Raw genomic sequence first — 24561 nt, 5'->3', positions numbered from 1 at the left:
GCTTTCGGGGCTGTTGAAAGCTTCGGCGGTGACTTGGGTTGCGGCCGCCGCGGGGGTATGTACTCATAGTCGGCGCCCTGGAATCCCGCCCGTGCAGCAGCAACGCGATCATCGAATCATCCGTAGCCGGCATTTTCGCCGGATGCAGCGCCGGCATTTCATCATCTTCGACGTTTTGCCCTTCCTCGGCACGCTGCTGGCGCTGGCGCTTCTGCTCTACCGCCCGATCGGCGCGATGGCGCTTGGCCTGTTTGTCGGCTTCTGGCTGGTCACCGGCCTCGGCCTCACCGTCGGCTATCACCGGCTCTTCACCCACCGCGCCTTCGCGACCTCCACGGCGATGAGTGCGATCCTGGTCGTGATGGGATCGATGGCCGGCCGCGGTCCCATGCTGTCCTGGGCGGCAATGCACCGCCGGCACCACGAATTGTCCGATCACGACGGCGATCTGCATTCGCCGCGGCTGCACGGCGAGGGCGCGTTCGGCCGCCTGCGCGGCTTCCTGCACGCGCACCTGACCTGGATGATCGAACACGATTATCCCAACGTTGCGCATTATGTCCCGGACCTGATGGCGGATCGCAGGCTGGTTGCCGTCAACAGCTACTACTACACTTGGGTCGGTCTTGGCCTGGTGCTGCCGGCCGCGATCGGCGGCCTCGCCACCATGAGCCCATGGGGCGCACTGACCGGCTTGCTCTGGGGCGGCGTGGTGCGCATGTTCGTGGTCGAGCAGACCATGTCGGCCATCAATTCCGTGATGCACAGCTTCGGCGCGCAGCCCTTCGTCACCCGCGACGACAACAGCCGGAATCTCGGCGTGATGGCCTGGCTCGCCTGGGGCGAGGGCTGGCACAACAATCACCACGCCTTTCCCTATTCCGCGGCCTTCGGCCTGCGCTGGTTCGAGTTCGATCCCGGCTTTGTCTTCATCCGCGCCCTGGAAGCGCTCGGATTGGCCTGGGACGTCAAGGTGCCGAGCGAGGAAAAGATTGCGCGACGCATGCTGCGGCAGCCGGGCGACGCTGCGCCCGACCTCGAAACGGGCTGAGCATCATCCGCCGGCTCACGCCGGCGATGGCGCGGCTGTGAACCGATGCTGTTCAACGACTATCCCTTTCTCCTGGTCTTCCTGCCCGCGGCGCTGCTGATCTATCGCCTGGCCGATCCCTATCCGCAGTTGCGCATCGGTGTGCAGGTTGCGCTGTCGCTCACCTTCTATGCCTGGGGCAGCCCGTCCTTCATCCTGCTCCTGATCGGCTCCATCGCGATCAACTGGCTCGCTTCGGTCGCTTATGGGCGCGTGAAATGGCCGGCGGTGCTGACGCTGGTGATCGGGCTCGATCTCGCGCTGCTGGCGCTGTTCAAATACGCCAACTTCCTTCTCGCCAATCTCGGTCTCGTGCTGGGTACGAGGTTGCCGGTGCTCGACGTCGGGCTGCCGCTCGGTATCTCCTTCTTCACCTTCCACCACATCATGTATCTGGTCGACCTGAAGCGCGGCAGGGCGCCGCTCTATGCGCTCGACCGCTACGCGCTCTACATCGCCTTCTTTCCGCAGGCGATTGCCGGCCCGCTGGCGCGCTGGTCGGAGGTGATGCATCAGTTCGGCAGGCAGGTCTACGTTCCGGGCTGGCAGCGCCAGTTTTGCGTCGCGACCTGTTTCATCGCGATCGGCCTGTTTGAAAAAATCGTGATCGCCGACGGCCTCGCGCATCTGCTCGATCCCATCTACGTGCAGGCAGCGAACGGGCCGCTCGCGAGCGGTGACGCCTGGCTCGCCTTCTGCTTCTCCTTCCAGATCCTGTTCGATTTCTCCGGCTATTCCGACATCGCGATCGGCCTCGGCCTGCTGTTCGGCGTGCAGCTGCCATACAATTTCGATGCGCCGCTGCGCTCGACCAACATCCAGGATTTCTGGCAGCGCTGGCACATCACCCTGATGCTGTTCCTCCGCGATTACGTGTTCTATCCGCTGGTCAATCTGCGCCTGTTGCCGCGGCGCTGGCTGCCCGTGCAGTTCTTCGGCGCGATGATGATCACGATGGCGCTGTGTGGCCTGTGGCACGGCGCGAGCTGGACCTTCGTGCTGTGGGGCCTGCTGCACGGGCTTGCGCTGGTCGCCTGCACGCTGTGGCGTCGCTATGGCCCGGAGTTCCCGTCATGGCTCGGCTGGGCGCTCACCGTGTTGTTCGTACTCGCGACCGGCGTGATCTTTCGTGCGGGATCGGTGGAGGCGGCCTGGCATGTCTTCGCCGGACTGGTTTCACCGCTGCCGCTCGAGCGCGGAAAGCATTTGTGGCCGCTGATTGTAGCGCCGCTGTTCGCCTTCCTGCTGCCGGTGAGCCAGGACATCGTGGCGGTGCTCACGCGCCGTCCCAATCCGTGGCTCGCGGGCCTGCTCGGTCTCGGGCTGTTCGCACTGCTGCTTCACATGGGTGGTCGGGATCTCCATGACTTCGTCTACTTCAAGTTCTGAGACCGACCCCGGCTGGGGCCGGAGCTTGATCGCTTGTCTGGGCACGCTGATCGGGGCTGCGCTGCTGGTGCTCGCACTGATGGTGGCGGTCGATCCCTATGACAGCGGCAAGCTCGGCCTGCTCGGTATCGACGGCGTCGATAATCGCCTCACCCAGATCACGGCTGCGAGCCGCGCGCGGAATCCGGATTTCAATGCTGCGATCCTGGGCAACTCGACGGCGCAGATGATCGAGCCGACGGAATTGTCGCGCGTAACCGGCCTGCGGTTCGTACAGCTCTACATGACCGGTGCGTTTCCCCGCCAGGAGCTCGCGGTGCTGGACTTCTTCCTGCGGAATCACCGGGAGGTCGGCGCACTGGTGATCGTGACTGATCCCGGCTGGTGCGCGCATGCACGGCCCAAGGAGGAGGGCGGCGTCCCATTCCCCGACTGGCTCTATGACAGAAGCGTCGCCACCTACGCTGCACGTCTGATCTCCTGGCAGGCGATCGAGCAGGCTTTTCAACGGATCAGTATCGGGCTTGGCCGGCGACCACGGATGAACCCGGACGGCTTTGTCAGCTATGAGGACATCTGGCCGCCGGGTCAATTCAAGGAAGTCGGCTGGCCCAGGGATCCGGCGCCGTCACTTTCCGCCGAGATGCGGGCGGCATTTCCCGAGATCGCTGCGCTGGCAGCTACCGTCAGGACATTGCCGGCCGATGTGCCCGTCGTCATCATCGTGCCGCCGACCTTCGCAACCACCGTGCCGAAGCCCGCCACGGAAACCGCCCTGGAGCGCAGCGCCTGCGACGCCGCGCTCAAAAAAGTGGTCGCGGGCCGACCGCGCAGCAATTTCATCAGCTATCGCGTTGACAATGATCTCACGCGCGACCGCGCCAATTTTGCCGACTTCATCCACTATCGCCCAATCCTCGCGCGCAAGATCGAGCAGGGGATCGCTGCGAGCCTGCGCGATGGAGAGAGCGCGAAGATCGATTTCTGAATCGTCTCAGCCGAGCTGCTCGAATCCGCCATCGAGCCAGAGCTTGCGTGCGAGCTTGCGCTGGATCTTGCCGCTGGTGGTCTTCGGCAGAGTGCCGGGCCGGATCAGCGCGATGTGACGCGCGGAGAGCTCGTGGTTGTCGGCGACGGCCTCGCGAATCCGGCCCTTGATGGCTTCGGTGTCGATTGAGTGGCGCGCGGTGCGCTCGATTTCCTGGACGATGACGAGTGCCTCCTCGCCGCTCTCGTCGGGCACCGAGAACGCCGCGCCGCAGTTTTCGCGCAAAGCTTGGTCGAGGGATTGCACCGTGCGCTCCAAATCCTGCGGATAATGGTTGATGCCACGGATGATGATGAGGTCCTTGATCCGTCCGGTGACGAACAATTCGCCGGTGGCGTCGAGGAAGCCGAGGTCGCCGGTGCGCAGCCACGCCCCGTCTTCGCCGGCAATCTGCGCATTGAGCCCCTCGCGCGTCGCCTCGTCGTTGCGCCAATAGGCGCGTGCGACATTGGGGCCGTTCACCCATATTTCACCGACCCGGTCGGCCGGCAGGCGCGTCTGGTCGTCCGCGTCAACGATGGCGATCCGTTCGGCGGTCAGCGCGCGGCCGCAGCCGACGGCGATCTGGGTATCTTCGGCGCTGGAGGGCGGCTGCGCCGCATGCGCCTGAAGCGCCGTGCGGCTCACGCTGCGTGTGACATGACCGCCGCCTCGGCGTCCGCCGGAAATCAGGAGCGTCGCTTCCGCCATTCCGTAGGCGGGATACATTGCGTGCGGGTCGAAGCCGTGCGGCGCAAATGTCTGGATGAACCGTTCGATGGTTTCCGCATGCACCGGCTCTGCGCCGTTCAGCGCGATCCTGAGCGAGGACAGGTCGACGCCCTCCATCTGGTCGGCGCGATAGCGGCTGACGCAGAGGTCGAAGCCGAAATTTGGGCTGCAAGCCACTTCCGCGCGAAAATGCGAGATCGCGCGCAGCCAGCCGAGCGGCCGCTGCATGAACGCATTCGGTGCCATCAGCACGCAGGTCGCCCCAACATAGAGCGCCTGCAGTGCGTTCAGGATCAGCCCCATGTCGTGATAGAGCGGCACCCAATTGACGTAAGTCGATTGCCGGGTGTTGCCGAGCGCGAGCCGGATCATCTCGAGATTGGCGAGCAGATTGGCGTGGCTCACCATCACGCCTTTGGGCGCGGACGTCGAGCCGGAGGTGTATTGCACGAAGGCGATGTCGTCCGGCGCCGGCTCGGGTAGTTCGATCGTCTCACCGTCGGCCGCCGCGAGATCGGCCTCGATCCAGCGAATGTGCTCGTGCGCGAAGCGTGCCCGCAGATCACCACGGAGCGAGGCGGCCGAATTGGTCAGCGCCACCGTCGGCGTGCAATTGGCGAGGATCGCGCCGCTGGCATCGCGCGCGCTGTTTCTCCGCGGCATCATCATCGGCACGGCGATGATGCCGGCCATCAGGCAGCCGAAGAACGCCACCATGAACTCGATGCCGGGCGGAAACACCAGGATGGCGCGGTCGCCGGGCCGCGCCGCGGCGTTCAGGCGCGCCGCGAGCGTGGATGCGAAGTCATGCAACTGGCGGAAGGTGAGGACAGCTTCCTCCGTTCCGCGATCGGAGACGAAGACATAGGCGCGGTCGTCGGCCTGCTCCGCCGCACGCCGGGCCAGCAGTGCCACGAGCGAGCGGAAGGTTTCCATTGGCTACGCCGGCTTCAGCCGCCCTCAGGCGGCGGGGCGGATTGCGCGCTTGTCGGTGAGAAATCGCGACAGCGCCTCAACGGTCGGATGGTCGTAAAAGTCGTCGGTCGATAGTTCGAGGTCGAGCTTCTCTTCGAGTTCCATCATGAGGTAGACCAGCATCGCCGAATCGAGCCCGAGACGGCTGAATTTCGTGCCGATGTCGACGCGGTCCTTCGAAATTCGCAGGATATTTGCCAGGGCGGTAACGCAGAAATCCGAAATCTGCTCGCGTGTCATGTCATGTCCCAGAAACAATGGGAACGACAATACGGGTGACGCCAAGGTTGTCAATTTGGTCGAAACCCCGCCGCGTTGAAGGTTGTGGACTGTTGCTTTCCTGCGTCGCCCGGTTGCTCAATCCATGCCCATAGTGGCGCGATTTCCCGCGGTCGACAGCGGCCGCCGCGACCCGTATGCTTCCAAAATTGCAAGTACGACGCGCGTGACGGGATTTTCGCATGAGCCGTGCCCGCTTGTTCGTCCCATTTTTTCTTGTGGTTCTTTTGGCTCCGGGACTGGCTTCTGCACAGCGCGGCGATGATTTCGATTCGCTGCTCGCGCAGATGAACGCGGCGACGCAGACCGCGCGCTGGGCCGACGGGCTCGCGGCCGCCCAGAAGCTCGAAAACCTGGTGCGCCGCGGGCAGGGTGCCGGCAGCATGAACTATGCCGGCGTGCTGCACAACGAGGGCATGTTCCTGCACAACCTCGGCCGCTACCCTGAGGCCATCGACAGGCTGAATGCGGCGCTCGCCATCAAGCTGCGCAACAACGACGTCGCCTCGACGCTACGCACCTCGCACATCCTGGTCGGATCGCTCGGCATGCTCGACCGCCGCGCCGAGGCGACCAATGTGGCCGAACGCGCGCTCGCGCTGGGCACCGGTGCTTTCGGCGCCAATGACGTGCGCCTCGCGGACACGCTGGCCGCGCTCGGTGGCCTCGCGCGTGACAAGGAGAATTTCAAGGAAGCGACCGGCTATTTCGAGCGGGCGCTCACCGCACTGCAAGCCGCCAATGCGCCGCCCTCCGACGTCGCCTCGGCAATGGACCATCTCGGTGACATCTATGGCCTGCTCGGTCGCTTCGACGACGGCGAGCGGCTGCTGAAGCAGGGGCTCGATCTGCTGGACCGCAGCCTTGGCAGAGGCGCCGAGGCCGCGCCGAACTACGACAAGATGCTCAACGATCTCGGCAACCTTTATTCGGACGCAGGCCGCCTGACGGAAGCCGAGGCGGTGATGCGGCGCTCGCTCGCGATCAACCGGGCGCGCAACGGTGATGCGCATCCGAACGTCGCGGCCGTCACCGGCAATCTCGCCACCGTGCTCGAGCACGAAGCGCGCTACGCCGAGGCGGAAAAGCTCTACCAGCAAACGCTTCAGGCCTATGAGCGGATCTACGGCCCGAACCATCCGACCACCGCGGTCGGGCTGAACAATCTCGCCAATGCCTATTCGGCTCAGGGCAGGAACGAGGCGGCCGCAGGCCTTCGGGAGCGTGTGCTCGCGATCTACGAGAGGGCCTTTGGCCCCGACAGCCCCGATGTCGGTCGGGCCCTGAACAATCTCGCCAACAGCTATGCCAGCCTCGGCCGCAACGATCAGGCGCTCGGTCTCTACCGCCGCTCTCTGGCCGTGATCGAGCGCAAGTTCGGCGAAGGCAGCGGCCCGACCGCGCTTGCCGCCGGATCGCTCGGGCAGGCGCTAATGGACGCCGGCCAGATCGACGAGGCACGGCCATATCTGCTGCGCTGCCTCGAGATCGACGAGCGCGTGCCCGGTGGCAAACATCCCCAGCTCGTCAAGGATCTGCGCGCCGTCGCGCTACTGGATCTCAAGACCGGCAATTTGATCGACGCGCGCAGCCGGCTCGACCGCGCGCTCGCGATTGCGCGGGACAGGCTCGGGCCGCGCCATCAGGGCACCATCGTAACCCTGATCAACCTCGCCGACGTCGATCGCCGCGAAGGCAAATGGCCGGACGCCCTGGCGCGGCTGCGGTTGGCAGCCGCCGCGCTCAACGCGCAGCGGAATACGCAATTTACCCGTTTCACTGAGCTCGATCCCTGGCTGATCGAGGCGATCTGGCGCGTTACAGACGGCAAGCCCGACGACGCGGCAAAGGACGAGGCTTTTGGCGCCGTGCAACGCGCGCATGAGACCAGCGCGGGCGCCGCACTGGCGCAGATGGCGGCGCGGTTCGGCGCCGGCAATGACGCGATCGCAGGATTGGTGCGACGGCAGCAGGACCTGAAGGCGAGCCTGGCGGCACTCGACAAGCGTGTGACGTCCGAACTCGGACAGGCGGATGGCAAGCGCAACGACGCACTGATCGCGAGCCTGCGCACGCAAACGGCTCAGATGCAAAAATCGCTTGACGATGTCACGGCCCAGCTCGATCGCAGTTTTCCGGCTTACGCCGATCTGGCGAGCCCGCAGCCGCTTCCGATCGCGCAGGCGCAGAGCCTGTTGAAGCCGGACGAGGCGCTGCTGACATTCATCGCGCTCAGTGACAAGACCTACGCCTTGGCCGTGACGCGCGAGACGAGCGCGTTGCGCCAGATCGCACTCGGCAACCGCGAGATAGGCGACCGTGTCGCGCATCTGCGGCAGGGGCTCACCGATCCGGAGGCGGCAAAGGCGTCGTTCGACCTCGATGCATCCTTCGAGCTCTACACCGCGCTGTTCGGCCCGATGTCGGTCGATATCGCCGGCAAGCCGAAACTGCTGATCGTCCCGGTCGGCGCGCTCACCAGCCTGCCGTTTCACGTGCTGGTGACGAAGAAGCCGGACACTATGTCCGCCGATCGTTACCGGCAGGCGGCGTGGCTGCTCGACGAGCGCGCCATCACGGTGCTGCCGTCGGTGCCGAGCCTGCGCGCGCTGCGGAGCTTTGCCAAGGACTCGCGGGCGCAAAAGCCGTTCATCGGGTTCGGTGATCCCGTGTTGCAGCGTTCGCCGGGTGACAAGCGTGCTGGGCGCAACGTGCAGCCGTATCAGAGCTATTATGACGGCACGGCCGTCGATCTCGATCGGCTGCGCACCGGCCTGCCGGCATTGCCGGAGACGGCGGGCGAGCTCCGGGCCGTGGCGCGCGCGCTCGGCGCTTCGCCGCAGGAGGACGTCAAGCTCGGCCCGGCGGCAACCGTGACCAACGTGAACACCTTGCCGCTCGATCAATATCGCGTCGTCGATTTTGCCACCCACGGCCTTGTCGCCGGCGAGGTCAACGGCCTCAGCGAGCCGGCGCTGGTTCTGACGCTTCCCGAAAAGCCCACCAGCGACGACGACGGTTTGCTCACCGCGAGCCGCATCGCCAAGCTCAAGCTCGACGCTGACTGGGCGGTGCTGTCGGCCTGCAACACCGCCGCCGGCGACAGGCCGGGCGCGGAGGGTCTCTCAGGCCTTGCGCGCGCATTCTTCTATGCCGGCGCACGCGCGCTGCTGGTCTCGCACTGGCCGGTGGATTCCGATGCGGCGGTGCGCCTGACAACGGGAGCATTCTCGGAGCTCACCGCGCATCCCGGCATCGGCCGCGCCGAGGCGTTGCGCCGGTCGATGAAGGCGCTGATTGCCGACCGGTCGTCGCCGCGCAACGCCGATCCGGCGGTGTGGGCGCCGTTCGTGCTGGTCGGCGAGGGTGGTTGACGACGGCCGTGGAAGGCGGAAACTGCCCCTCAAGAAGCATTGGTTCCGGGAGCCATTTGCATGCGGCTTATCTTCATCGCGACGATGGCGGTTCTCATGGTTGGTCAGGCGGCAGCCGAGGATGTGCTTTCGGGCGCGAGCCTCTACGCCGACGTCGCGCGCTACGCCTCGTTCGGCCTGCATCGCTTCGGCTCGCCCGGCGACCGCGCCACCGCCGACTGGATCGCCGCTGAGCTCAAGACCGCCGGATTCGAGGTCAGGTCCCAGCCCGTCGTGCTTGGCCGGCAATATGTCGTCGAGCAGGCCAGCGCCGAAGCGGCCGGCACGTCTGTCGAGGCGACGCCGTTCTGGTGGCCGCCGGTGGACAAAGCGAGCTTTCATCTCGCCACGCCGCTGGCGCGAGACGGTGATGTCGCCGGAAAAATCCTTCTGCTCGATCTGCCGTTCGATCGCGGCGCCTATCTCGGCCCTGCCCATCGCGCGGCGATCGCGGAGGCCGTGGCGAGGAGGCCGGCGGCCATCCTGCTGACGATCGGCAATCCCGCGGATGACCGTTTCGCCTACAACGTCACGCAGGAAGATGCGCCCTGGCCGGTGCCGGTGATCGTGGTCGGCGCCAAGGCGCGCGGTACATTCGAGCGGGCGCTTGCGTCGGGCGCGCCAGTGACACTGGACGTCAAGGGCCATTACGAGCGCGATGTCGCCAGCCGCAACGTCATCGCCGAGGTCGGCGCGGGGCCGACCATCGTCGTCTCGACGCCGATGACCGGCTGGTACACTTGCGTGTGCGAACGTGGGCCCGGCATTGCCAACTTCCTTGCGCTGGCGCGCACGATCGCCGCCGAAAAATGGCCGGCGCATTTCGTCTTCATTGCGACCGCAGGCCATGAGATCGGCCATGGCGGCATGGAGCTGTTTCTGAAGAACGGGGCGCCGGCGCCGAAGGAAACGCTGGCGTGGATTCATTTCGGTTCCTCGAACGCCTGCTACGCCTTCGCTGAGGGCGCCCGCACCGATCGGCCTGAGGAAGAGCGATATCTCGTGCTGAGCAAATCCGCCGTCGCGCTGACGGATGAGGCCTTCGCCAAGGTCGACGCAAAACGGTTGGTGACGGAGAAGCAGGCGGTCGGCGAACTGCGCGACGTGCATGCGGCGGGCTACGCCGATTTCCTCGGCATGGCCGGCCGCCATCGGACTTTCCACACACCGTCCGACGATCTCGCCGCGACCGGACCCGAGATTCTCGAGCCGGTCGCCCGTGCCTTCGTCCAGGCTGCGCGAAAAATCGTCGAGCGCGGCAACGCCGCGTCCAGATAGCGTCAGTTCTGGTAGTAATAGCCACGCGGTTGGTAAACCTGCCGGGGCTGCGGCTGATAATACGTGCCGTTGCCTTGGTTGTAATATTGCTGCGGCTGCTGCTGATAGACCTGTGCGTCATAGAGCGGGCGGCTGCCGCGCGGCGCGGGGTAGCGCGCGCCGGTGTCGCTGCCGTCGGCCGGATAGATGTAGTTGTCGTCCTGCGGCATGTAGCGGCGGGCAGGTGCGGCCGGAGGCGTCAGGTTCACGGGATCGCCTGATGTGGCGTATTGCTCTTCGGCGGGCTGCGGCGCGCGGGCCACTGCCGTCGGGTTGCGGCCACGCGGATTGCGCGCCAGCGCCACCTGCGCCGAACCGGTCAGCGTCACCGTGGTGTTGAGCACGCCCTGCTGCTGCACCAGCGCGTAGAGCGTCGTGGCATTCTGGCGCGACAGCCGCACGCAGCCATGCGAGGCGGGCGTGCCGAGCCGGCCGACGGAGTCGGTGCCGTGGATGGCGTGCCCGACCTTGGTGAAGAAGATCGCGTGCGGCATCGGCGCGTCGTCGAATTCCTTGGAATAGTGATCCTCTTCCATGCGGAAGGTGCGGAACGCGCCGTTCGGCGTCTCCCGCGACGGGATGCCTGTCGATACCGGCCAGTGGTAGCGCGCGACGCCGTCGACGGCGACGGTCATCTGCTGATTGTCCTTGTCGACGGTGATCTCGACCTTGGCCTGCGCGGTGCCCGCGCTCAAAAGCATCAGGGAGGTGAAAGCAATAAAAAACGAACGCATCTGACTTCTGGCCTCCGGCCTGTTCACACTAGGCGCCGCGGCTCTCCGTCCCCCGGCGTGCACTATGCCTGCAATCCGGCTTTCGTTCCAGCGGGCTGCAAAGCTAACCTTATTGCCATCGTTAACGGGACGCCCGGCGTAAGCAAGGCCGCTTAGCGCCGCAAAGCCAGCGGCGGCGCTGACATTTTCGCGAGCGGAGATGCGTTCACAACGCCGACAATTCATCACAATGGTGCAACCATTTGGCTGCATCGGCATTAGAAGTAACCTGCCTCGACCGGCGGCTTCCGCGGCCGGTTTTACCTTTGGGAATGAAGATGAACAAAGTATGCGTCGCCGCCGCTTCACGGCCGGCTGGTCTGCCTTTCCGTCTGCTCTTCGCCGGCGCCGCCGTTCTGGCCGCGCTGTCCTGCGTCCCCCAGCCTGGCCATGCCCAGGGCATCGTTCGGGGCGCACAGGAAGGTTCTTATGAAGGCAACCGGATCGCCGGCCCCGTCGGCGGCGTGGTGGGTGGCGCGGTCGGCGCGGGTGTCGGCGGTGCCGTGGGCGCGGTCGAGGGGGTGTTCGGCATTCCCCATCGCGGCCACCGTCGCTGCCGCGGCTATTACGACGGATACAACCGCTTCCACTGCTATCGGTAACCCCTGGCGATTCCGGGGCGCGCGCGTGCCCCCGGAATGACGGCCAGGATCAGTTCTTCAACCGATACCCCGTGCGGAAAATCCACCAGATCACGACCAGACAGATCACCAGGAATGCCGTCGTCATGCCGATGCTGACGGCCACGCTGACGTCCGCGATCTCGTAGAAGCTCCAGCGGAAGCCGGAGATCAGATAGACGACCGGATTGAGCAGCGCCACCGTGCGCCAGGCGGGCGGCAGCATGTCGATGGAATAGAAGCTGCCGCCGAGGAAGGTCAGCGGCGTCACCACCAGCATCGGGATCATCTGCAGCTTTTCGAACCCGTCGGCCCAGATGCCGATGATGAAGCCGAACAGGCTGAACGTTACCGCCGTCAACACCAGGAAGGCCAGCATCCAGACCGGATGATGGATGTGCAGCGGCACGAACAGTCCGGCGGTGGCGAGGATGATCAGGCCGAGGATGATCGATTTGGTCGCGGCCGCGCCGACATAGCCGAGCACGATCTCGAAATAGGAGATCGGCGCCGACAGGATCTCGTAGATCGTGCCGGTGAATTTCGGGAAGTAGATGCCGAACGAGGCGTTGGCGATGCTCTGCGTCAGTACCGAGAGCATGATCAGGCCCGGCACGATGAAGGTGCCGTAGCTGACGCCCTCGACCTGGCTGATGCGCGAGCCGATCGCGGCGCCGAACACCACGAAATACAGCGAGGTCGAGACCACCGGCGAGACGATGCTTTGCAGCAGCGTGCGCCAGGTGCGCGCCATTTCGAACAGATAGATGGCGCGGACAGCCCGGTAGTTCATGACGCCCTCACGAGATCGACGAAGATGTCCTCGAGCGACGATTGCGTCGTGTCGAGATCGTTGAAGCGGATGCCGGCGGTGCGGAGGTCGCCGAGCAGACTGGTGATGCCGGTGCGCTCGCCCTTGGTGTCGTAGTCGTAGACCAGGGTCGCGCCGCCGTCGCAGAGGTCGAGCTCGTAATGCCTGAGGCTCTCCGGCAGCGCATCGAGCTTGGCCTGCAGATGCAGCGTCAGCCGCTTCTTGCCGAGCTTCTGCATCAAAGTGGCCTTGTCCTCCACCAGCACGATCTCGCCCTTGTTGATGACGCCGATGCGGTCGGCCATCTCCTCGGCTTCCTCGATGTAATGCGTGGTCAGGATGATGGTGACGCCGGATTGCTGGAGCGTGCGCACCACCTCCCACATGCCCTTGCGCAGCTCGACGTCGACGCCGGCGGTCGGCTCGTCCAGGAACAGGATCTGCGGCTCGTGCGACAGCGCTTTGGCGATCATCACGCGGCGCTTCATGCCGCCGGAGAGCGTGATGATCTTACTGTCCTTCTTGTCCCACAGCGAGAGGTCCTTCAGCACCTTCTCGATATGATCGGGGTTCTTCGGCTTGCCGAACAGCCCGCGGGAGAAGCTCACCGTCGCCCACACGCTCTCGAAAGCGTCCGTGTGCAATTCCTGCGGCACCAGCCCGATCAGCGAGCGCGCCTTGCGATAGGAGGTCTGGATGTTCTCGCCGCCGACGAGGACCTTGCCTTCGCTCGGATTGGCGATGCCGCAGATGATCGAGATCAGCGTGGTCTTGCCGGCCCCGTTGGGGCCGAGCAACGCGAAGATTTCGCCGCGCTTGATGTCGAGATTGACGTTCTTGAGCGCCTTGAAGCCGGACCCATAGGTCTTCGACAAACTGGCGACGGAAATGATGGAGGACATGATGGCCGCAAGTCTGAGGGGATAAGGCTGGGAGGGGGGCTGGAACCAGCCGTGAGGGGCGGGTCAGCGGAGCCCTGAGATAGGAAGGGCCTCGCGCGGCTGCAATTAGCTGGAGAAGAATGGCCTCAAAACAGGCCCTTCCGTGGCAGGTTTCGGGCAAGTGTTGCGCGATGGTCACGGCTTGCTGCTAAGATCGTCGTTCACGCGGCTCTTTGTTGCGTCTGCGAGCAGGCCATGGCTACGATTCCGGCCGAAGCATATTCCCAGGGAAAAGATCGATGACACCGAACGGCCGTCACACCGCTGGCGCCAGCCAGTTGTCCGCCCTCCGTGCGTGGGCGATGGGCCTGCTCCTGCTGTCAGCTGTTGCCATCAGCCCGACCACCGCCAAGGCGGCGCCGAGCCAGGCTGCGGTCGCGACCACGCATGTCTATCTGCTCCGCGGCGTGCTCAACATCTTCTCGCTCGGGCTCGACACGATCGGCGCCCGGCTCCAGGCGCAGGGCATCCCGGTGACCGTCGCGAATTTCGTGTCCTGGTCCTCGCTCGCCGATGAGGCCGCAACCGCCTACAAGGCCGGCCGGCTCAAGACCATCGTGCTGGTCGGGCACTCCTCCGGCGCGACCGCGCTGCCGGACATGATCGCCAAGCTCAACCGTCTCGGCGTGCCCGTGAAACTCGCGATCGGGCTCGACTCCGTGTTCAAGACCAAGCTGTCGACCGGCGCGGAGCGCTACATCAACATCTATATCGGCGACGGCCCCGGCGAGCCGGTGAAGCGCGCGGACGGTTTTCGCGGCAAGCTCGACAATGTCGACGTCCGCGGCTCCGGCGTCGGCCACATCTCGATCGACAAGAACGAGGCGATCCAGCGCCGCGTGATTGCCGAGATCGACGCCGCAATCATGCGCTCGCGCGCACCTGCTCCCGTTGCCGAACCCGGCGCGCCCAGGTCCGCCCGCTCGGCGGCGGCAACGGCTCCCCGGAATTAACCCCTTCGCCGCAAGCCGCTGAATTGACAATGCCGCCGTCATGCCGACGGCGGCATTGTCGTATCTGCAGAGCCAAACTCGATCACCTGCCGGTCGAAGGAAGGGAACTCGGCACACGATCTGGTGTTGTCACACCATGACAAGGAAACGAAACGTCGGCCCCATGGCGGTTCAGCCCGAGCGAGCGTGGGCCGGTCGACCTGTTTCCGAAAATGTCCTTGAGAAAAGGCCGCAGCCTCAATCGAGCCAATTGAGCGCGAAGCGAGCCGGCCTGTTGAGGCAGCACGCGCTCCGAACGCAGCGTGCGCTGCTCGCCGGCAACAGCGACGGTCGCAAGCGATAAGAGTTCCTCTAATTGACAGGCCGGTTTTCCGGCGTGCCGTCTGTCTGGGGCTAGTCCACGTGAAGTTTTTTCAGTGCCCGTCATGCCGCCATCCTGTCTCGTTCGAGCACGTCGCGTGCACGAATTGCAGCACCGAGCTGGCGTTCGATTCCTCGCGCATCGAGATGACGAAACTTGCATCCCATCAAGCTTGCCGCAATCGCGAGATCATCGGCTGCAATTGGTCTGTCGAGGGCGCGGACTGGTATTGCGGCTCGTGCCGCCTCACGCGTACGATTCCAGACCTCGGCAGCACCAGAAACGTCATGCTCTGGCGCCGCATGGAGGAAGCCAAGCGCCGTCTCCTCTATGATCTCGGCCGCCTCAGGCTTCCGCTCGCATCGCGCACCGGCGAAGCATTGGCTTTCGACATTCTCTCGGACGAGGTCAGTCCGATCCTGACGGGGCATCTCTCGGGCCTCATCACGCTCAACCTTGCCGAGGCCGACGATGTCGAGCGAGAATCTCGCCGCGTTGCATTCCGGGAGCCGTACCGCACGCTGCTCGGGCATTTCCGGCACGAGATCGGTCACTTCTATTGGGACCTGCTCGTCGACGGCACGACATTCCAGGCCCCGTTCAAGCTGATCTTCGGTGACCAGGCGCAGGACTATCAGGCCGCGATCAACTCCTATTACAGCCGCGCCGATCGTTCATACGACCGAAGCGGCTTCATCAGCGAGTACGCCACGTCCCACCCCTGGGAGGACTGGGCGGAAACGTTCGCGCATTTCCTGCATATCGTGTCGACGCTCGACTCGCTGGCAGGTTTGCCGTTGGCGCTGGACGAGCGCGCCCGCCAGACCCTGACGGATCCCTATCTCGAGAGCGACTTCGAGGCACTCCTGGCACTGTGGATGCCGCTTGCCCGCAGCATCAACGAACTCAACCGCTCGCTCGGGATGAGCGACGCATATCCCTTCGACATATCGCCGGCGGTCAAAGGCAAGCTGCATCTCGTCCACATGGCGATCAGCGCATTCCGCGATCAGCAGAGCCTGGCGGCGTAAACGTCGCGGCGGACAGCCCCCGTTACGTCAGGAAGATACGAATGCTGTCCGCGATCTCCTTCGCGTGCGTCTCCAGCGCGAAATGACCGGTGTCAAAGAACTGCACCACGGCGTTCGGATTGTCGCGCTTGAACGCTTCGGCGCCGGGCGGAATGAAGAACGGATCGTTCTTGCCCCAGACCGCGAGGATCGGCGGCTTGTGCTTGCGGAAATAGTCCTGGAAGGCGGGGTAGAGCGCGACGTTGCTCTTGTAGTCGCCGAACAGGTCGAGCTGCACGTCGTCTGACCCCGGGCGCGCAAGGTAGAAATTGTCGAGGTTCTGGCCGTCCGGTGACACGGTCATCGGATCGGGAACGCCATGCGTGTACTGCCAGCGCGTCGCTTCCGGCGTGAGGAGCGCGCGGAGCGCGTCGCGATTGGCCGGCGAGGGATCCTGCCAATAGGTCTTGAGCGGAGTCCAGTTGTCGCTGAGGCCATCCTCATAGGCGTTGCCGTTCTGCGATATGATCGCCGTGATCCGCTCGGGGTGACTGAGCGCAAGCCGGAAACCAGTCGGCGCGCCGTAATCGAAAACGTAGACCGCGAACCGGTCGAAGCCGATCAGTTCGGTGAAGCGTTCGATCACGCGCGCGATGCTATCGAACGTGAAACGGAAGCTTTCGCGCGAAGGCATGTCGGATTGGCCGAAACCGGGAAGGTCCGGCGCCACGATATGAAACCTGCCCGCCAGCAATGGGATGAGGTCACGAAACATGTGGCCTGCGCTCGGGAAGCCGTGCAGCAGCAAGAGTTTTGGCCCGCCGACAGTGCCGGCCTCGCGATAGGCCACCTTGAATCCGTCGACATCCGCGCTGCGGTACGTAATTGCGGCCATGGCATTCTCCCTTGGATATAACCGTACAAAAGCTATTTGAGAGGTTACTTCGCGCTTACGTAACTTGTCAATGACGCTTTAACTGGTTATCTTCGTCCATGTTCTCCCGACCGGCCAAGGACCGCTCATGGACCGCCCGCCCGCCATGTTCATCGCCGACTCGCTCGGCCTCGACTTTCTCAACTCGGTGGCGACACCGGTCGATACGCCGGTGGACTGGATCAACGATGGTCATGGCCTGATCGACTGGCTGGCGCAGGCGAAGCTGGTGCCGCCGGATGATCTGCACGCGCTGACGGCCCGCGCCACGCCGGACGAGCTGGACAAGGTCGCGGATCAAGCGCGCGCCTTGCGCGAATGGTTCAGGGGGTTCGTGCGCAAGCATGCGGGCCGGCCGCTCACGCCAGATGCATTGCGCGAGCTCGGTCCGTTGAACAGCCTGCTGGAGCGCGATGAATCCTTCAGTCAGATCGAGCCCGGACATGACGATGGCGGCGCTCTCGCATTGCGAATGAAGCGGCGCTGGCGATCGCCGGAAGCGCTATTGCTGCCGGTTGGCGAAGCCATGGCGAAGTTCGTCTGCGACGAGGATTTTTCGAACGTCAAGGCGTGCGAGGGCCACAACTGCACCATGCTGTTCGCCGACCACACGCGCAGGCGCGCCCGGCGATGGTGCATCATGGCGGTCTGCGGCAACCGCGCGAAACAGGCCGCCCACCGCAGCAGGCTCAAAAGCATGCAGTGATTGGGCGTCGAGATGCTCAAATCAGCGGCGATCGAGCCCTGGTTCCGTGCCCCAAATTCCACCCAATCGGCCGTCACTAAGCGCCTTTGGGGGAGGCTGCAGCCTCCCGAAGTGGGACTGCTGGACTGATGATCGATTTGAGGCGACTTCTCGCGCTGGCAGCCGTTGCGCTGCTTGCTTTCAGCACCGGGACGGCCGTTGCCTCACCTGCCAAGACGAAGCCCGCCGCGGCCGCACCCGCCGCGCCGCCGCCCCCACCGTTCGAGCCATTGCCGCCGCCGAAGATTTACTTGTTCCGTGGCGCCATGGGGCCGTTCTTCTCCACCGGCATGGACCGGCTCGAAGAGAAGCTGACGCAGGCCGGCTTTTCGGCCAACGTCTATGAATTCACCATCTGCCGATGGATCGGCGATCGTGCCATCTCCAGCTACAAGGAAACGCCGGCGCCGATCGTGCTGATCGGGCATTCGATGGGCGGGCTTTGCTCGATCGTCATCTCGGAGATGGCGGCCAAGGAGAACATCCCGATCAGCCTCGTCATCACCATCGATCCCGCGCATGCGACCGGCGACGTGCCGCTCAATGTCGAGCGCTTCATCAACATCTACCTCTCCGACAGCGTTCTTGGCGGCGGCAACGTGGTCGCTGTGCCGGGTTATCGCGGTCACTATGCGAGCTATGATTTGAAGGAGAACGCGCGGGTCAGCCACATCAACATCGAGAAGTCCGACGACATCCACCGTCAGATCGTCGACATGGTCGCGCAGTTGCCGCGCATCCCGCCCCAGACGCAGGTCGATGCCGTGCCCCTGCGTTATCTCGTGCCGGCGAATACGCTCGTCGAATTGTGGGACAGTGGCGTGCGGCTACCGGTGCGCCGCGGCGACACCATGGAGAGCATCGCGGCAGCCAATCGCGTGCCGCTGTGGTCGCTCGCCCAGAGCAACTCGCTGCCGGAGAACGCGACGCTTACCCCCGGCCAGTCCATCATCGTCCCGCGCCACCTGACGCCGCCCGACCCGACAGCCGCCATGGCGACCCCACCGCCCGGACGGCGGTAAGCGTCAGCAACGGAGATGGCCGGGATGGGCTTGGCTGATGCCAGGCACCATCCCACGCGGCCCCTGTCATTCACGCATCTTGTGTCGCGGCAGCCATCTTGATGCTGATGTCGCCAGGGAGGAGCGCGCCGTGGCGGAAGCCCGGCCCGCCGGGCGATAGGGCGCGGCGAGAAGCATCAGAAACAATGCCCTTTCAGCCGCATATTTTGCGGCGGGTCGGCCATTTTCGAAGCCGTGCATGACCAGGCGTCCTTCCGTCGTGCAGACACGCCACCGCCATGTCCTTCGACCGCATTTCTTCAGGAACACTTCGAAGGTCGGGAGGTGTTCGGGCATGTCGATCACCCGTGGCTGCTTGCCGTCAGGCGCGTGGTTGCGTTCCCCATCGCGCCGTTCGGAGCCTGAAGGGTGAGCGGAAAGGCAGACACAGCGAGCTTCTCGATCGCCGAGCGCTCCTCGGACACACGTCTCTCGATGAACCGCCGTTCGAACTCGGTCAGCTCGGTCTTGAGCAACCGCTGATAGCGGCTGATGTTGCTGCGGTGGCCGCGCAACAAGGCCAGCTCTTCATCAACCATCATCGTAATCCCCGTCGAGCTGTCGTTGCCTACGCTGCGAGGCCGGTTCGCTCGACCGATCGTGTGCGGACCGGCTTGCCGCCCGGAGGTCCCTTCGGATGGTGGTCGAGGCTCGCGAGCGCTTCCAGAATTTCGTCGATGGTGACGGTTTTGCCCGAGCCGGGCATCTCCCGCAGTGCCGGACTCGAGGCGACACTGGCTGCGTCCGAAGCCCAGGACGCGAGGATCGCGCGCTTCTCGCGGATCGACAGAGTTGGATCGGCTATGACGTCGCGGGGATGATCATAGACAGAGCCAGGGTGCAGTATCGCGTTCAGATCGATGATGTTGTCGACATGATCGAGCATGAGAGGTCCTCCTCCTTTCTCTAAACCTCTGACTTGCATTCGGGTACGCAGTCGAAGGCCATGGTCGATCCCGCCCGACCATCGGGCGGGATCACCAGGTCTCCGACAGACCGAATTCAGGCGGCTTTGCCCTCGAGTTGATGCACGTTGCCGGACGGCGCGGCATTGATGGCAATTCGCCGCGGCTTCATGGCTTCAGGGATTTCCCGGACCAGTTCGATCTTGAGCAGGCCGTTCTCGAACGAGGCGCTGTGCACCTGAACATAATCGGCCAGGTTAAACTGCCGCTTGAACGGCCGTGCGGAAATGCCCCGGTAGAGATATTCGCGTTCGGTCCTGTCCGGCTTGTTTCCCTCGACGGTCACCGCGTTCTGCTCGGCCGTCACCGCGACCTCGTTGGGTGCAAAGCCCGCAATCGCAAGCGAAATCTGGTAGCGATCCTCGCCGAGACGTTCGATGTTGTAGGGGGGATAGTTGTCCTCGCCGGCACGCTGTGCCGTTTCAACGAGGTCGAAAAGGCGGTCGAAGCCAACGGTCGAACGCCACAAGGGAGAGAAGTCGTAAGTGCGCATAGCCAGATCCTCCAAGGAGCAAAATGGATACGAACGACACCGGACACGACCGGTGCCCGTCTCAGCTTCCCGACCCACCAGGCGTCGGGAACACCACCTCTCGGCGGCAGCGGAAAAATAAAAAAAGCCCGTTCTGGTTTCAAGAGGGGCTCCAAAATTTTTTGGAATCCCTGGCGCCTCCGGCTCCAACCCTCTCCCCGCAAGAATGGGGGAGGGAGGAGACGCAGCTCGGACTAGACGTTCGATCCGTGGATTGCCTCGATCACGGCATCCGTCACGTCCTTCGTCGTCGCCGTGCCGCCGACGTCGGGTGTCAGCACGCCGGCTGCACATACTTTCTCCACCGCCGCCATCAACCGCACCGCGGCATCCTTCTCGCCCAGATGCTCGAGCATCTGCGCGCCGGTCCAGAACGTCGCGACCGGGTTGGCAATGCCCTTGCCGGTGATGTCGAAGGCCGAGCCGTGGATCGGCTCGAACATCGAGGGGAAGCGGCGCTGCGGATCGATATTGCCGGTCGGCGCCACGCCGAGGCTTCCCGCCAACGCGCCGGCGAGGTCGGAGAGGATGTCGGCGTGCAAATTGGTCGCGACGATGGTGTCGAGGCTCTTCGGATGCAGCGTCATGCGCACCGTCATGGCGTCGACCAGCATCTTGTCCCAGGTCACATCAGGGAATTCGACCGCGACCTCGGCGGCAATCTCGTCCCACATCACCATGCCATGGCGCTGCGCGTTCGACTTGGTCACCACGGTCAGGAACTTGCGCGGACGCGACCGCGCGAGCTCGAACGCATAGCGCATGATCCGCGTCACGCCGACGCGGGTGAACACCGCGACCTCTGTGCCGACCTCTTCCGGGAGACCCCTGTGGGCGCGGCCGCCCATGCCGGCATATTCGCCCTCCGAATTCTCGCGCACGATCACCCAGTCGAGGTCGCCGACGCCGACATTGCGCAGCGGCGAGGCGACGCCCGGCAAGATCTTGGTCGGCCGCACATTGGCGTATTGGTCAAAGCCCTGGCAGATCGGCAGGCGCAGGCCCCACAGCGTGATGTGGTCGGGCACGTCGGGCGCACCGACCGCGCCGAAATAGATCGCGTCGAACTTCTTGAGCTCCGCGAGGCCGTGGGCCGGCATCATGACGCCGTGCTTCTTGTAATAGTCCGAACCCCAGTCGAAGGTCTTGATGTTGAAGGCGAGGTCGCCGCTGCGTTTGGCCAGCGCCTCCAGCACGCGAACGCCCGCGGAGATGACCTCGGGGCCGATGCCGTCGGCGGGGATCGCTGCAATCGAATGGGTACGCATGGGAGTGCTCCGTTTCAGATATCAATGGGATTGTGTGACGGGTTCGACGGGCGCGGTCTTCACGCGTGACAATAGCAGGGTCAGGACCGCGGAGAGAACCAGCAGGCCGGCAACGAAGTAGAGTCCGCCGACGAAACTGCCGGTCTGGTCCTTGATCCAGCCGATCATGGCGGGACCGACAAAGCCGCCGAGATTGCCGATCGAGTTGATCGTGGCGATTCCCGCCGCCGCAGCAGGGCCGGAGAGGAACAGCGTCGGCATGCTCCACAGCGGTGGCTTCGCCGAGGAGATGCCGATGTTGACGAGCGCCAGCGCGATCAGCACGGTCACGACGCCGGTCGCAAGTCCGGCAAAGGCGAGCCCCGCCGCCGCGAGCAGGCAGGCCAGAACGACGTGCCAGGTGCGCTCGCCGGTGCGATCCGAATGGCGCGCCCACAGCACCATGGCGACGACGGCGGCGCTCGCCGGCAGCGCGTTGAGGAATCCGACCTGGAGCGAGGACAAGCCGAACTGCTTGATGATCTGCGGCGCCCAGACGCCGAGCGTGTAGAGGCCGGCCGAGGTGCCGAAATAGATCAGCGCCAGCGCCAGCACCCGCGGATCGGCGAGCCCGCGCCAGATGCTGTGCTTCGAGGTCGCAGCCTTGCTGGTGGTCTCCACGTTCATGGTCTCGACCAGCCAGCGCCGCTCGTCATCCGCGAGCCATTTTGCTTTCTCCGGCCGGTCCGTGAGGAATGCCAGCACCATGAATCCCAGCAGCACCGCCGGCAGCGCCTCCAGCACGAACAGCCATTGCCAGCCCTTGAAGCCGAGCATTCCGTCCATCTCCAAAAGCGCGCCCGAGACTGGCGATCCCAGCACGGTCGAGAGCGGCGCCGCCGCCATGAACAGCGCAGTCACCGCGGCACGCTGGCGTGCCGGGAACCAATAGGAGAGATAGAGGATAATGCCGGGAAAGAACCCGGCCTCGGCGACGCCGAGCAGGAAGCGCAGCACGTAGAAGCTGTTCGGGCCCTGCACGAAGGCCATCGCGGCCGACACGATGCCCCAGGTGATCATCACCCGCGCAATCCAGATCCGCGCGCCGACCTTGTGCAGAATGATGTTGGAGGGCACCTCAAACAGGAAGTAGCCCCAGAAGAAGATGCCGGCGCCAAAGCCGTAGACGGTCGGCGACAGGCCGATGTCCTTGTTCATCGTCAGCGAGGCGAAGCCGATATTGACGCGGTCGATGAAGGCCACGAAGTAGAGCAGCATAATGAAGGGAACGATGCGCCATGTGATCTTGCGCAGCACGCGCGTCTGAATCTCGCTCGCCATCCCAGCCTCCCTAATTCCCGGTATTCGTTGTGACGGCGGACCCTGAAGGTCCACTTCGAAGGCCAAGCTAGGCGGGAGCGGCTGGGGGACTCAATCGGCGCTGGTTTATACAAAAAAATGATATAATCCCGTCACAGGATCAGAGGACAGCGAATGGAATTGCATCAGTTGCGATGCTTCGTGGCGGCGGCCGAGCAGTTGCATTTCGGCCGCGCGGCGCAGCATCTCCAGATGATGCCCTCCGCGCTCGGCCGCCAGATCAAGCTGCTGGAGCAAGATCTGGACACGCGGCTGTTCGCGCGGACGACGCGGGCGGTGTCGCTGACGGAAGACGGCGCGACGCTGCTGCGCGATGCCCGTGCCATTCTCGCCCGCGTCGAGGCGGTCGAGACCAATCTGCGCAATCGCTCGCGTGCAGGGGCTGCTCGAAAACTCCGGGTCGGCGCCATCGACAGTGCCGCGGCGGGGCTGTTACCGGCATTGCTCCGCGACTTCCGCGCAAAGCACCCTGATATCGCGGTGCAGCTTCTGGAGGAGAAGACCGTCCGGCTGCTGCCGAAGATCCTGACCGGCGCGCTCGATCTCGCCTTCGTGCGTCCGCCGGCTCAGCGGGACAAGCGGCTCGAATTCCGCGATCTGCTGCAGGAGACAGCCATCGTGGCCTTCCCGCAGCGCCACGCGCTGGCCAAACGCAAGTCGATCACGCTGGTGGAGATCGCCGGCGAAGCGATGCTGGTGCCGGACCGCCGCTCGCGGCCGCACAGCCACGACCTCACGATAAGACTGTTCGAGCAGGCAGGCCTCACGCCACGCATCGTGCAGGTCGCCGACGAGAAGCAGACCATCATCAATCTCGTCGCAACCAGGCTCGGGGTCGCGATCGTGCCGCGCTGGTCCACGCGAATGGCGGTATCAGGCGTGTGCTTCGTGCCGCTGCGGCCAAAGCAGATCGGACCCGTCGGCCGGCTGCCGCTCGCTGCCGCATGGCTGCGCGGCTCGCGTGATCCGGCCCGTGACGCGATGCTGTCCGTGCTCGAGACGCGCTTGCGCAGCTATGCGCGCGGCGCCTGAGGCGCTATGACATCGGCTGGGCGAGAGGGGTAATGCGATGACTGAACGGCAAGCTTCGAACGAACTGCGGGTCGCCATCGCGGGGCTCGGCTCGATCGGTACCAAGATAGCGACCGCGCTCGATGAGGGCATCGAGGGATTGACGCTCTCGGCCGTGGCGGTGCGCGACCCCGCAAAGCATCAGAAATTGCTCGGCAGCCTGCGTCGTCCGCCATCCGTACTGCCGCTCGACCAGCTCGGCGACGTCGCCGACATCGTCGTCGAATGCGCGCCGAGCAGCCAACTGCGTGCGATCGTCGAGCCCGCAGTGAAACGCGGCAAGGCCGCGGTCGTTGTCAGCGTCGGCGGGCTGCTCGACAATTTCGATCTTGTCGATCTCGCCCGCGCCAATGGCGGCCGTATCCTCGTGCCGACCGGCGCGCTGATTGGGCTCGACGCCGTCAACGCGGCTGCGATCGGCACCATTCATTCGGTGAAGATGGTCACGCGCAAGCCGATTGACGGATTGAAGGGCGCGCCGTTCATCGTCCAGAACAACATCGATATCGACAATCTGCGCGAGCCGCTCAAGCTGTTCGAGGGCACCGCGCGGGAGGCTGCGAAAGGCTTTCCGGCCAATCTCAACGTTGCGGTCGCGCTGTCGCTCGCGGGCGTCGGGCCGGATCGCACCCAGGTGCAAATCTGGGCCGACCCGACCGTCACGCGCAATGTTCATCGCATCGAGGTCGAGGCGGATTCGGCGCGTTTCTCGATGTCTATCGAGAATATCCCGTCCGAAAATCCCAAGACCGGATTGATCACGGCCCTGTCGGTGATCGCGCTGCTCCGCAAGCAGCGCGCCACGCTCAGTGTTGGGACGTGAGTTTCAAAGCGTGACGAGTTGAGGTCGAGTCAAGTTCGACCAACAGCATCGCTCTCTCCGTTCCCTCCCCCACAAGGGGGGAGGGAACGCACCTTCGTCAGGGTTACGCCCC

The 24561-nt window shown here is 64.6% G+C and carries 24 protein-coding genes; 12 read left to right on the top strand and 12 right to left on the bottom strand.

The genetic code is table 11. The features are described from left to right. Nucleotides 1-91: 91 nt before the first annotated feature. From AC0L21_RS16660 to AC0L21_RS16650, 3 genes are read left to right on the top strand one after another with little or no spacing between them, the layout of a single operon-like run. Entirely contained in the window at nt 92-1051 is a 960-nt protein-coding gene (locus AC0L21_RS16660; RefSeq protein WP_473262910.1) for an acyl-CoA desaturase, read from the top strand. A gap of 45 nt (nt 1052-1096) precedes the next feature. Then, nucleotides 1097-2479 carry an MBOAT family O-acyltransferase gene (locus tag AC0L21_RS16655; RefSeq protein ID WP_473262909.1) on the top strand — a complete coding sequence of 461 codons (1383 nt, stop codon included), beginning with the start codon at nt 1097-1099 and terminating at the stop codon, nt 2477-2479. A gap of 25 nt (nt 2480-2504) precedes the next feature. Continuing rightward, the gene (locus AC0L21_RS16650; protein WP_473262908.1) at nt 2505-3467 is read left to right on the top strand and encodes a hypothetical protein; all 963 of its coding nucleotides are present in this window, start codon (nt 2505-2507) and stop codon (nt 3465-3467) included. 6 nt (nt 3468-3473) lie between these two features. Here the strand turns inward: AC0L21_RS16650 and AC0L21_RS16645 are convergent, their stop codons facing one another. Together AC0L21_RS16645 and AC0L21_RS16640 are read right to left on the bottom strand one after the other, a co-directional pair. Further along, a complete protein-coding gene (locus AC0L21_RS16645) occupies nt 3474-5174 on the bottom strand; it encodes a fatty acyl-AMP ligase (protein WP_473262907.1) in 1701 nt (566 codons plus the stop codon). Between the two features lie 24 nt (nt 5175-5198). After that, nucleotides 5199-5453, bottom strand: coding sequence for an acyl carrier protein (locus tag AC0L21_RS16640; RefSeq protein ID WP_106945368.1), 255 nt, complete (start codon nt 5451-5453; stop codon nt 5199-5201). Between the two features lie 221 nt (nt 5454-5674). On the opposite strand from AC0L21_RS16640, the gene AC0L21_RS16635 reads away from it, so the two are divergent. Further along, nucleotides 5675-8866 carry a CHAT domain-containing tetratricopeptide repeat protein gene (locus AC0L21_RS16635; RefSeq protein ID WP_473262906.1) on the top strand — a complete coding sequence of 1064 codons (3192 nt, stop codon included), beginning with the start codon at nt 5675-5677 and terminating at the stop codon, nt 8864-8866. A gap of 60 nt (nt 8867-8926) precedes the next feature. Then, nucleotides 8927-10183: a zinc-binding metallopeptidase family protein gene (locus AC0L21_RS16630; RefSeq protein ID WP_473262905.1), complete on the top strand. Its 1257-nt coding sequence runs from the start codon at nt 8927-8929 to the stop codon at nt 10181-10183. A gap of 2 nt (nt 10184-10185) precedes the next feature. Here the strand turns inward: AC0L21_RS16630 and AC0L21_RS16625 are convergent, their stop codons facing one another. Then, entirely contained in the window at nt 10186-10956 is a 771-nt protein-coding gene (locus AC0L21_RS16625; protein WP_473262904.1) for a L,D-transpeptidase, read from the bottom strand. Between the two features lie 317 nt (nt 10957-11273). On the opposite strand from AC0L21_RS16625, the gene AC0L21_RS16620 reads away from it, so the two are divergent. Beyond that, nucleotides 11274-11597 (top strand): hypothetical protein, encoded by a 324-nt coding sequence (locus AC0L21_RS16620; RefSeq protein WP_473263058.1) that lies wholly within the window; start codon nt 11274-11276, stop codon nt 11595-11597. Nucleotides 11598-11646: 49 nt separating this feature from the next. Here the strand turns inward: AC0L21_RS16620 and AC0L21_RS16615 are convergent, their stop codons facing one another. Both AC0L21_RS16615 and AC0L21_RS16610 read right to left on the bottom strand, forming a co-directional pair. Continuing rightward, complete coding sequence (locus AC0L21_RS16615) at nt 11647-12408, bottom strand: ABC transporter permease (protein ID WP_473262903.1); 762 nt, start codon at nt 12406-12408, stop codon at nt 11647-11649. After that, nucleotides 12405-13328 carry an ABC transporter ATP-binding protein gene (locus AC0L21_RS16610; RefSeq protein WP_473262902.1) on the bottom strand — a complete coding sequence of 308 codons (924 nt, stop codon included), beginning with the start codon at nt 13326-13328 and terminating at the stop codon, nt 12405-12407. The genes AC0L21_RS16615 and AC0L21_RS16610 overlap by 4 nt, the downstream gene beginning before the upstream one ends. 278 nt (nt 13329-13606) lie before the next feature. Between AC0L21_RS16610 and AC0L21_RS16605 the strand changes: the two genes are divergently transcribed. Together AC0L21_RS16605 and AC0L21_RS16600 are read left to right on the top strand one after the other, a co-directional pair. Further along, complete coding sequence (locus AC0L21_RS16605) at nt 13607-14320, top strand: hypothetical protein (protein ID WP_473262901.1); 714 nt, start codon at nt 13607-13609, stop codon at nt 14318-14320. A gap of 402 nt (nt 14321-14722) precedes the next feature. Further along, complete coding sequence (locus tag AC0L21_RS16600) at nt 14723-15712, top strand: zinc-binding metallopeptidase family protein (protein WP_473262900.1); 990 nt, start codon at nt 14723-14725, stop codon at nt 15710-15712. A gap of 22 nt (nt 15713-15734) precedes the next feature. Here the strand turns inward: AC0L21_RS16600 and AC0L21_RS16595 are convergent, their stop codons facing one another. Beyond that, the gene (locus tag AC0L21_RS16595; RefSeq protein ID WP_473262899.1) at nt 15735-16586 is read right to left on the bottom strand and encodes an alpha/beta fold hydrolase; all 852 of its coding nucleotides are present in this window, start codon (nt 16584-16586) and stop codon (nt 15735-15737) included. 127 nt (nt 16587-16713) lie between these two features. Between AC0L21_RS16595 and AC0L21_RS16590 the strand changes: the two genes are divergently transcribed. Together AC0L21_RS16590 and AC0L21_RS16585 are read left to right on the top strand one after the other, a co-directional pair. Next, a complete protein-coding gene (locus AC0L21_RS16590) occupies nt 16714-17331 on the top strand; it encodes a CGNR zinc finger domain-containing protein (protein WP_473262897.1) in 618 nt (205 codons plus the stop codon). Nucleotides 17332-17459: 128 nt separating this feature from the next. After that, on the top strand, nt 17460-18392 hold the full coding sequence (locus AC0L21_RS16585) for a LysM peptidoglycan-binding domain-containing protein (protein WP_473262896.1): 933 nt from the start codon (nt 17460-17462) through the stop codon (nt 18390-18392). 66 nt (nt 18393-18458) lie between these two features. On the opposite strand, the gene AC0L21_RS16580 is transcribed toward AC0L21_RS16585, so the two are convergent. The 6 genes from AC0L21_RS16580 to AC0L21_RS16555 form a co-directional block, all read right to left on the bottom strand. Further along, complete coding sequence (locus tag AC0L21_RS16580; RefSeq protein ID WP_473262895.1) at nt 18459-18737, bottom strand: hypothetical protein; 279 nt, start codon at nt 18735-18737, stop codon at nt 18459-18461. Then, nucleotides 18734-18973, bottom strand: a complete 240-nt coding sequence (locus tag AC0L21_RS16575; protein WP_473262894.1) for a hypothetical protein — start codon at nt 18971-18973, stop codon at nt 18734-18736. Before AC0L21_RS16575 ends, AC0L21_RS16580 begins: the two co-directional genes overlap by 4 nt. A 26-nt stretch (nt 18974-18999) precedes the next feature. Next, nucleotides 19000-19317, bottom strand: a complete 318-nt coding sequence (locus AC0L21_RS16570) for a hypothetical protein (RefSeq protein ID WP_473262893.1) — start codon at nt 19315-19317, stop codon at nt 19000-19002. A 116-nt stretch (nt 19318-19433) separates the two neighbouring features. Beyond that, nucleotides 19434-19889 carry a small heat shock protein HspD gene (gene hspD / locus AC0L21_RS16565; RefSeq protein WP_473262892.1) on the bottom strand — a complete coding sequence of 152 codons (456 nt, stop codon included), beginning with the start codon at nt 19887-19889 and terminating at the stop codon, nt 19434-19436. A gap of 233 nt (nt 19890-20122) precedes the next feature. Next, a complete protein-coding gene (locus tag AC0L21_RS16560) occupies nt 20123-21196 on the bottom strand; it encodes a tartrate dehydrogenase (protein WP_473262891.1) in 1074 nt (357 codons plus the stop codon). 21 nt (nt 21197-21217) lie between these two features. Further along, nucleotides 21218-22516 carry an MFS transporter gene (locus AC0L21_RS16555; protein ID WP_473262890.1) on the bottom strand — a complete coding sequence of 433 codons (1299 nt, stop codon included), beginning with the start codon at nt 22514-22516 and terminating at the stop codon, nt 21218-21220. 153 nt (nt 22517-22669) lie between these two features. Here AC0L21_RS16555 and AC0L21_RS16550 point away from each other — a divergent pair, with 153 nt between their 5' ends. Together AC0L21_RS16550 and AC0L21_RS16545 are read left to right on the top strand one after the other, a co-directional pair. Next, on the top strand, nt 22670-23587 hold the full coding sequence (locus AC0L21_RS16550) for a LysR substrate-binding domain-containing protein (RefSeq protein ID WP_473262889.1): 918 nt from the start codon (nt 22670-22672) through the stop codon (nt 23585-23587). Between the two features lie 37 nt (nt 23588-23624). After that, nucleotides 23625-24449 (top strand): aspartate dehydrogenase, encoded by an 825-nt coding sequence (locus AC0L21_RS16545; RefSeq protein WP_473262888.1) that lies wholly within the window; start codon nt 23625-23627, stop codon nt 24447-24449. Nucleotides 24450-24561: the final 112 nt, after the last annotated feature.

The sequence above is a fragment of the Bradyrhizobium sp. WSM4873 genome (genome assembly GCF_055811355.1).
Note: the sequence above shows the minus strand (reverse complement) of the source record. Positions and strands in the feature narration are given on the sequence as shown.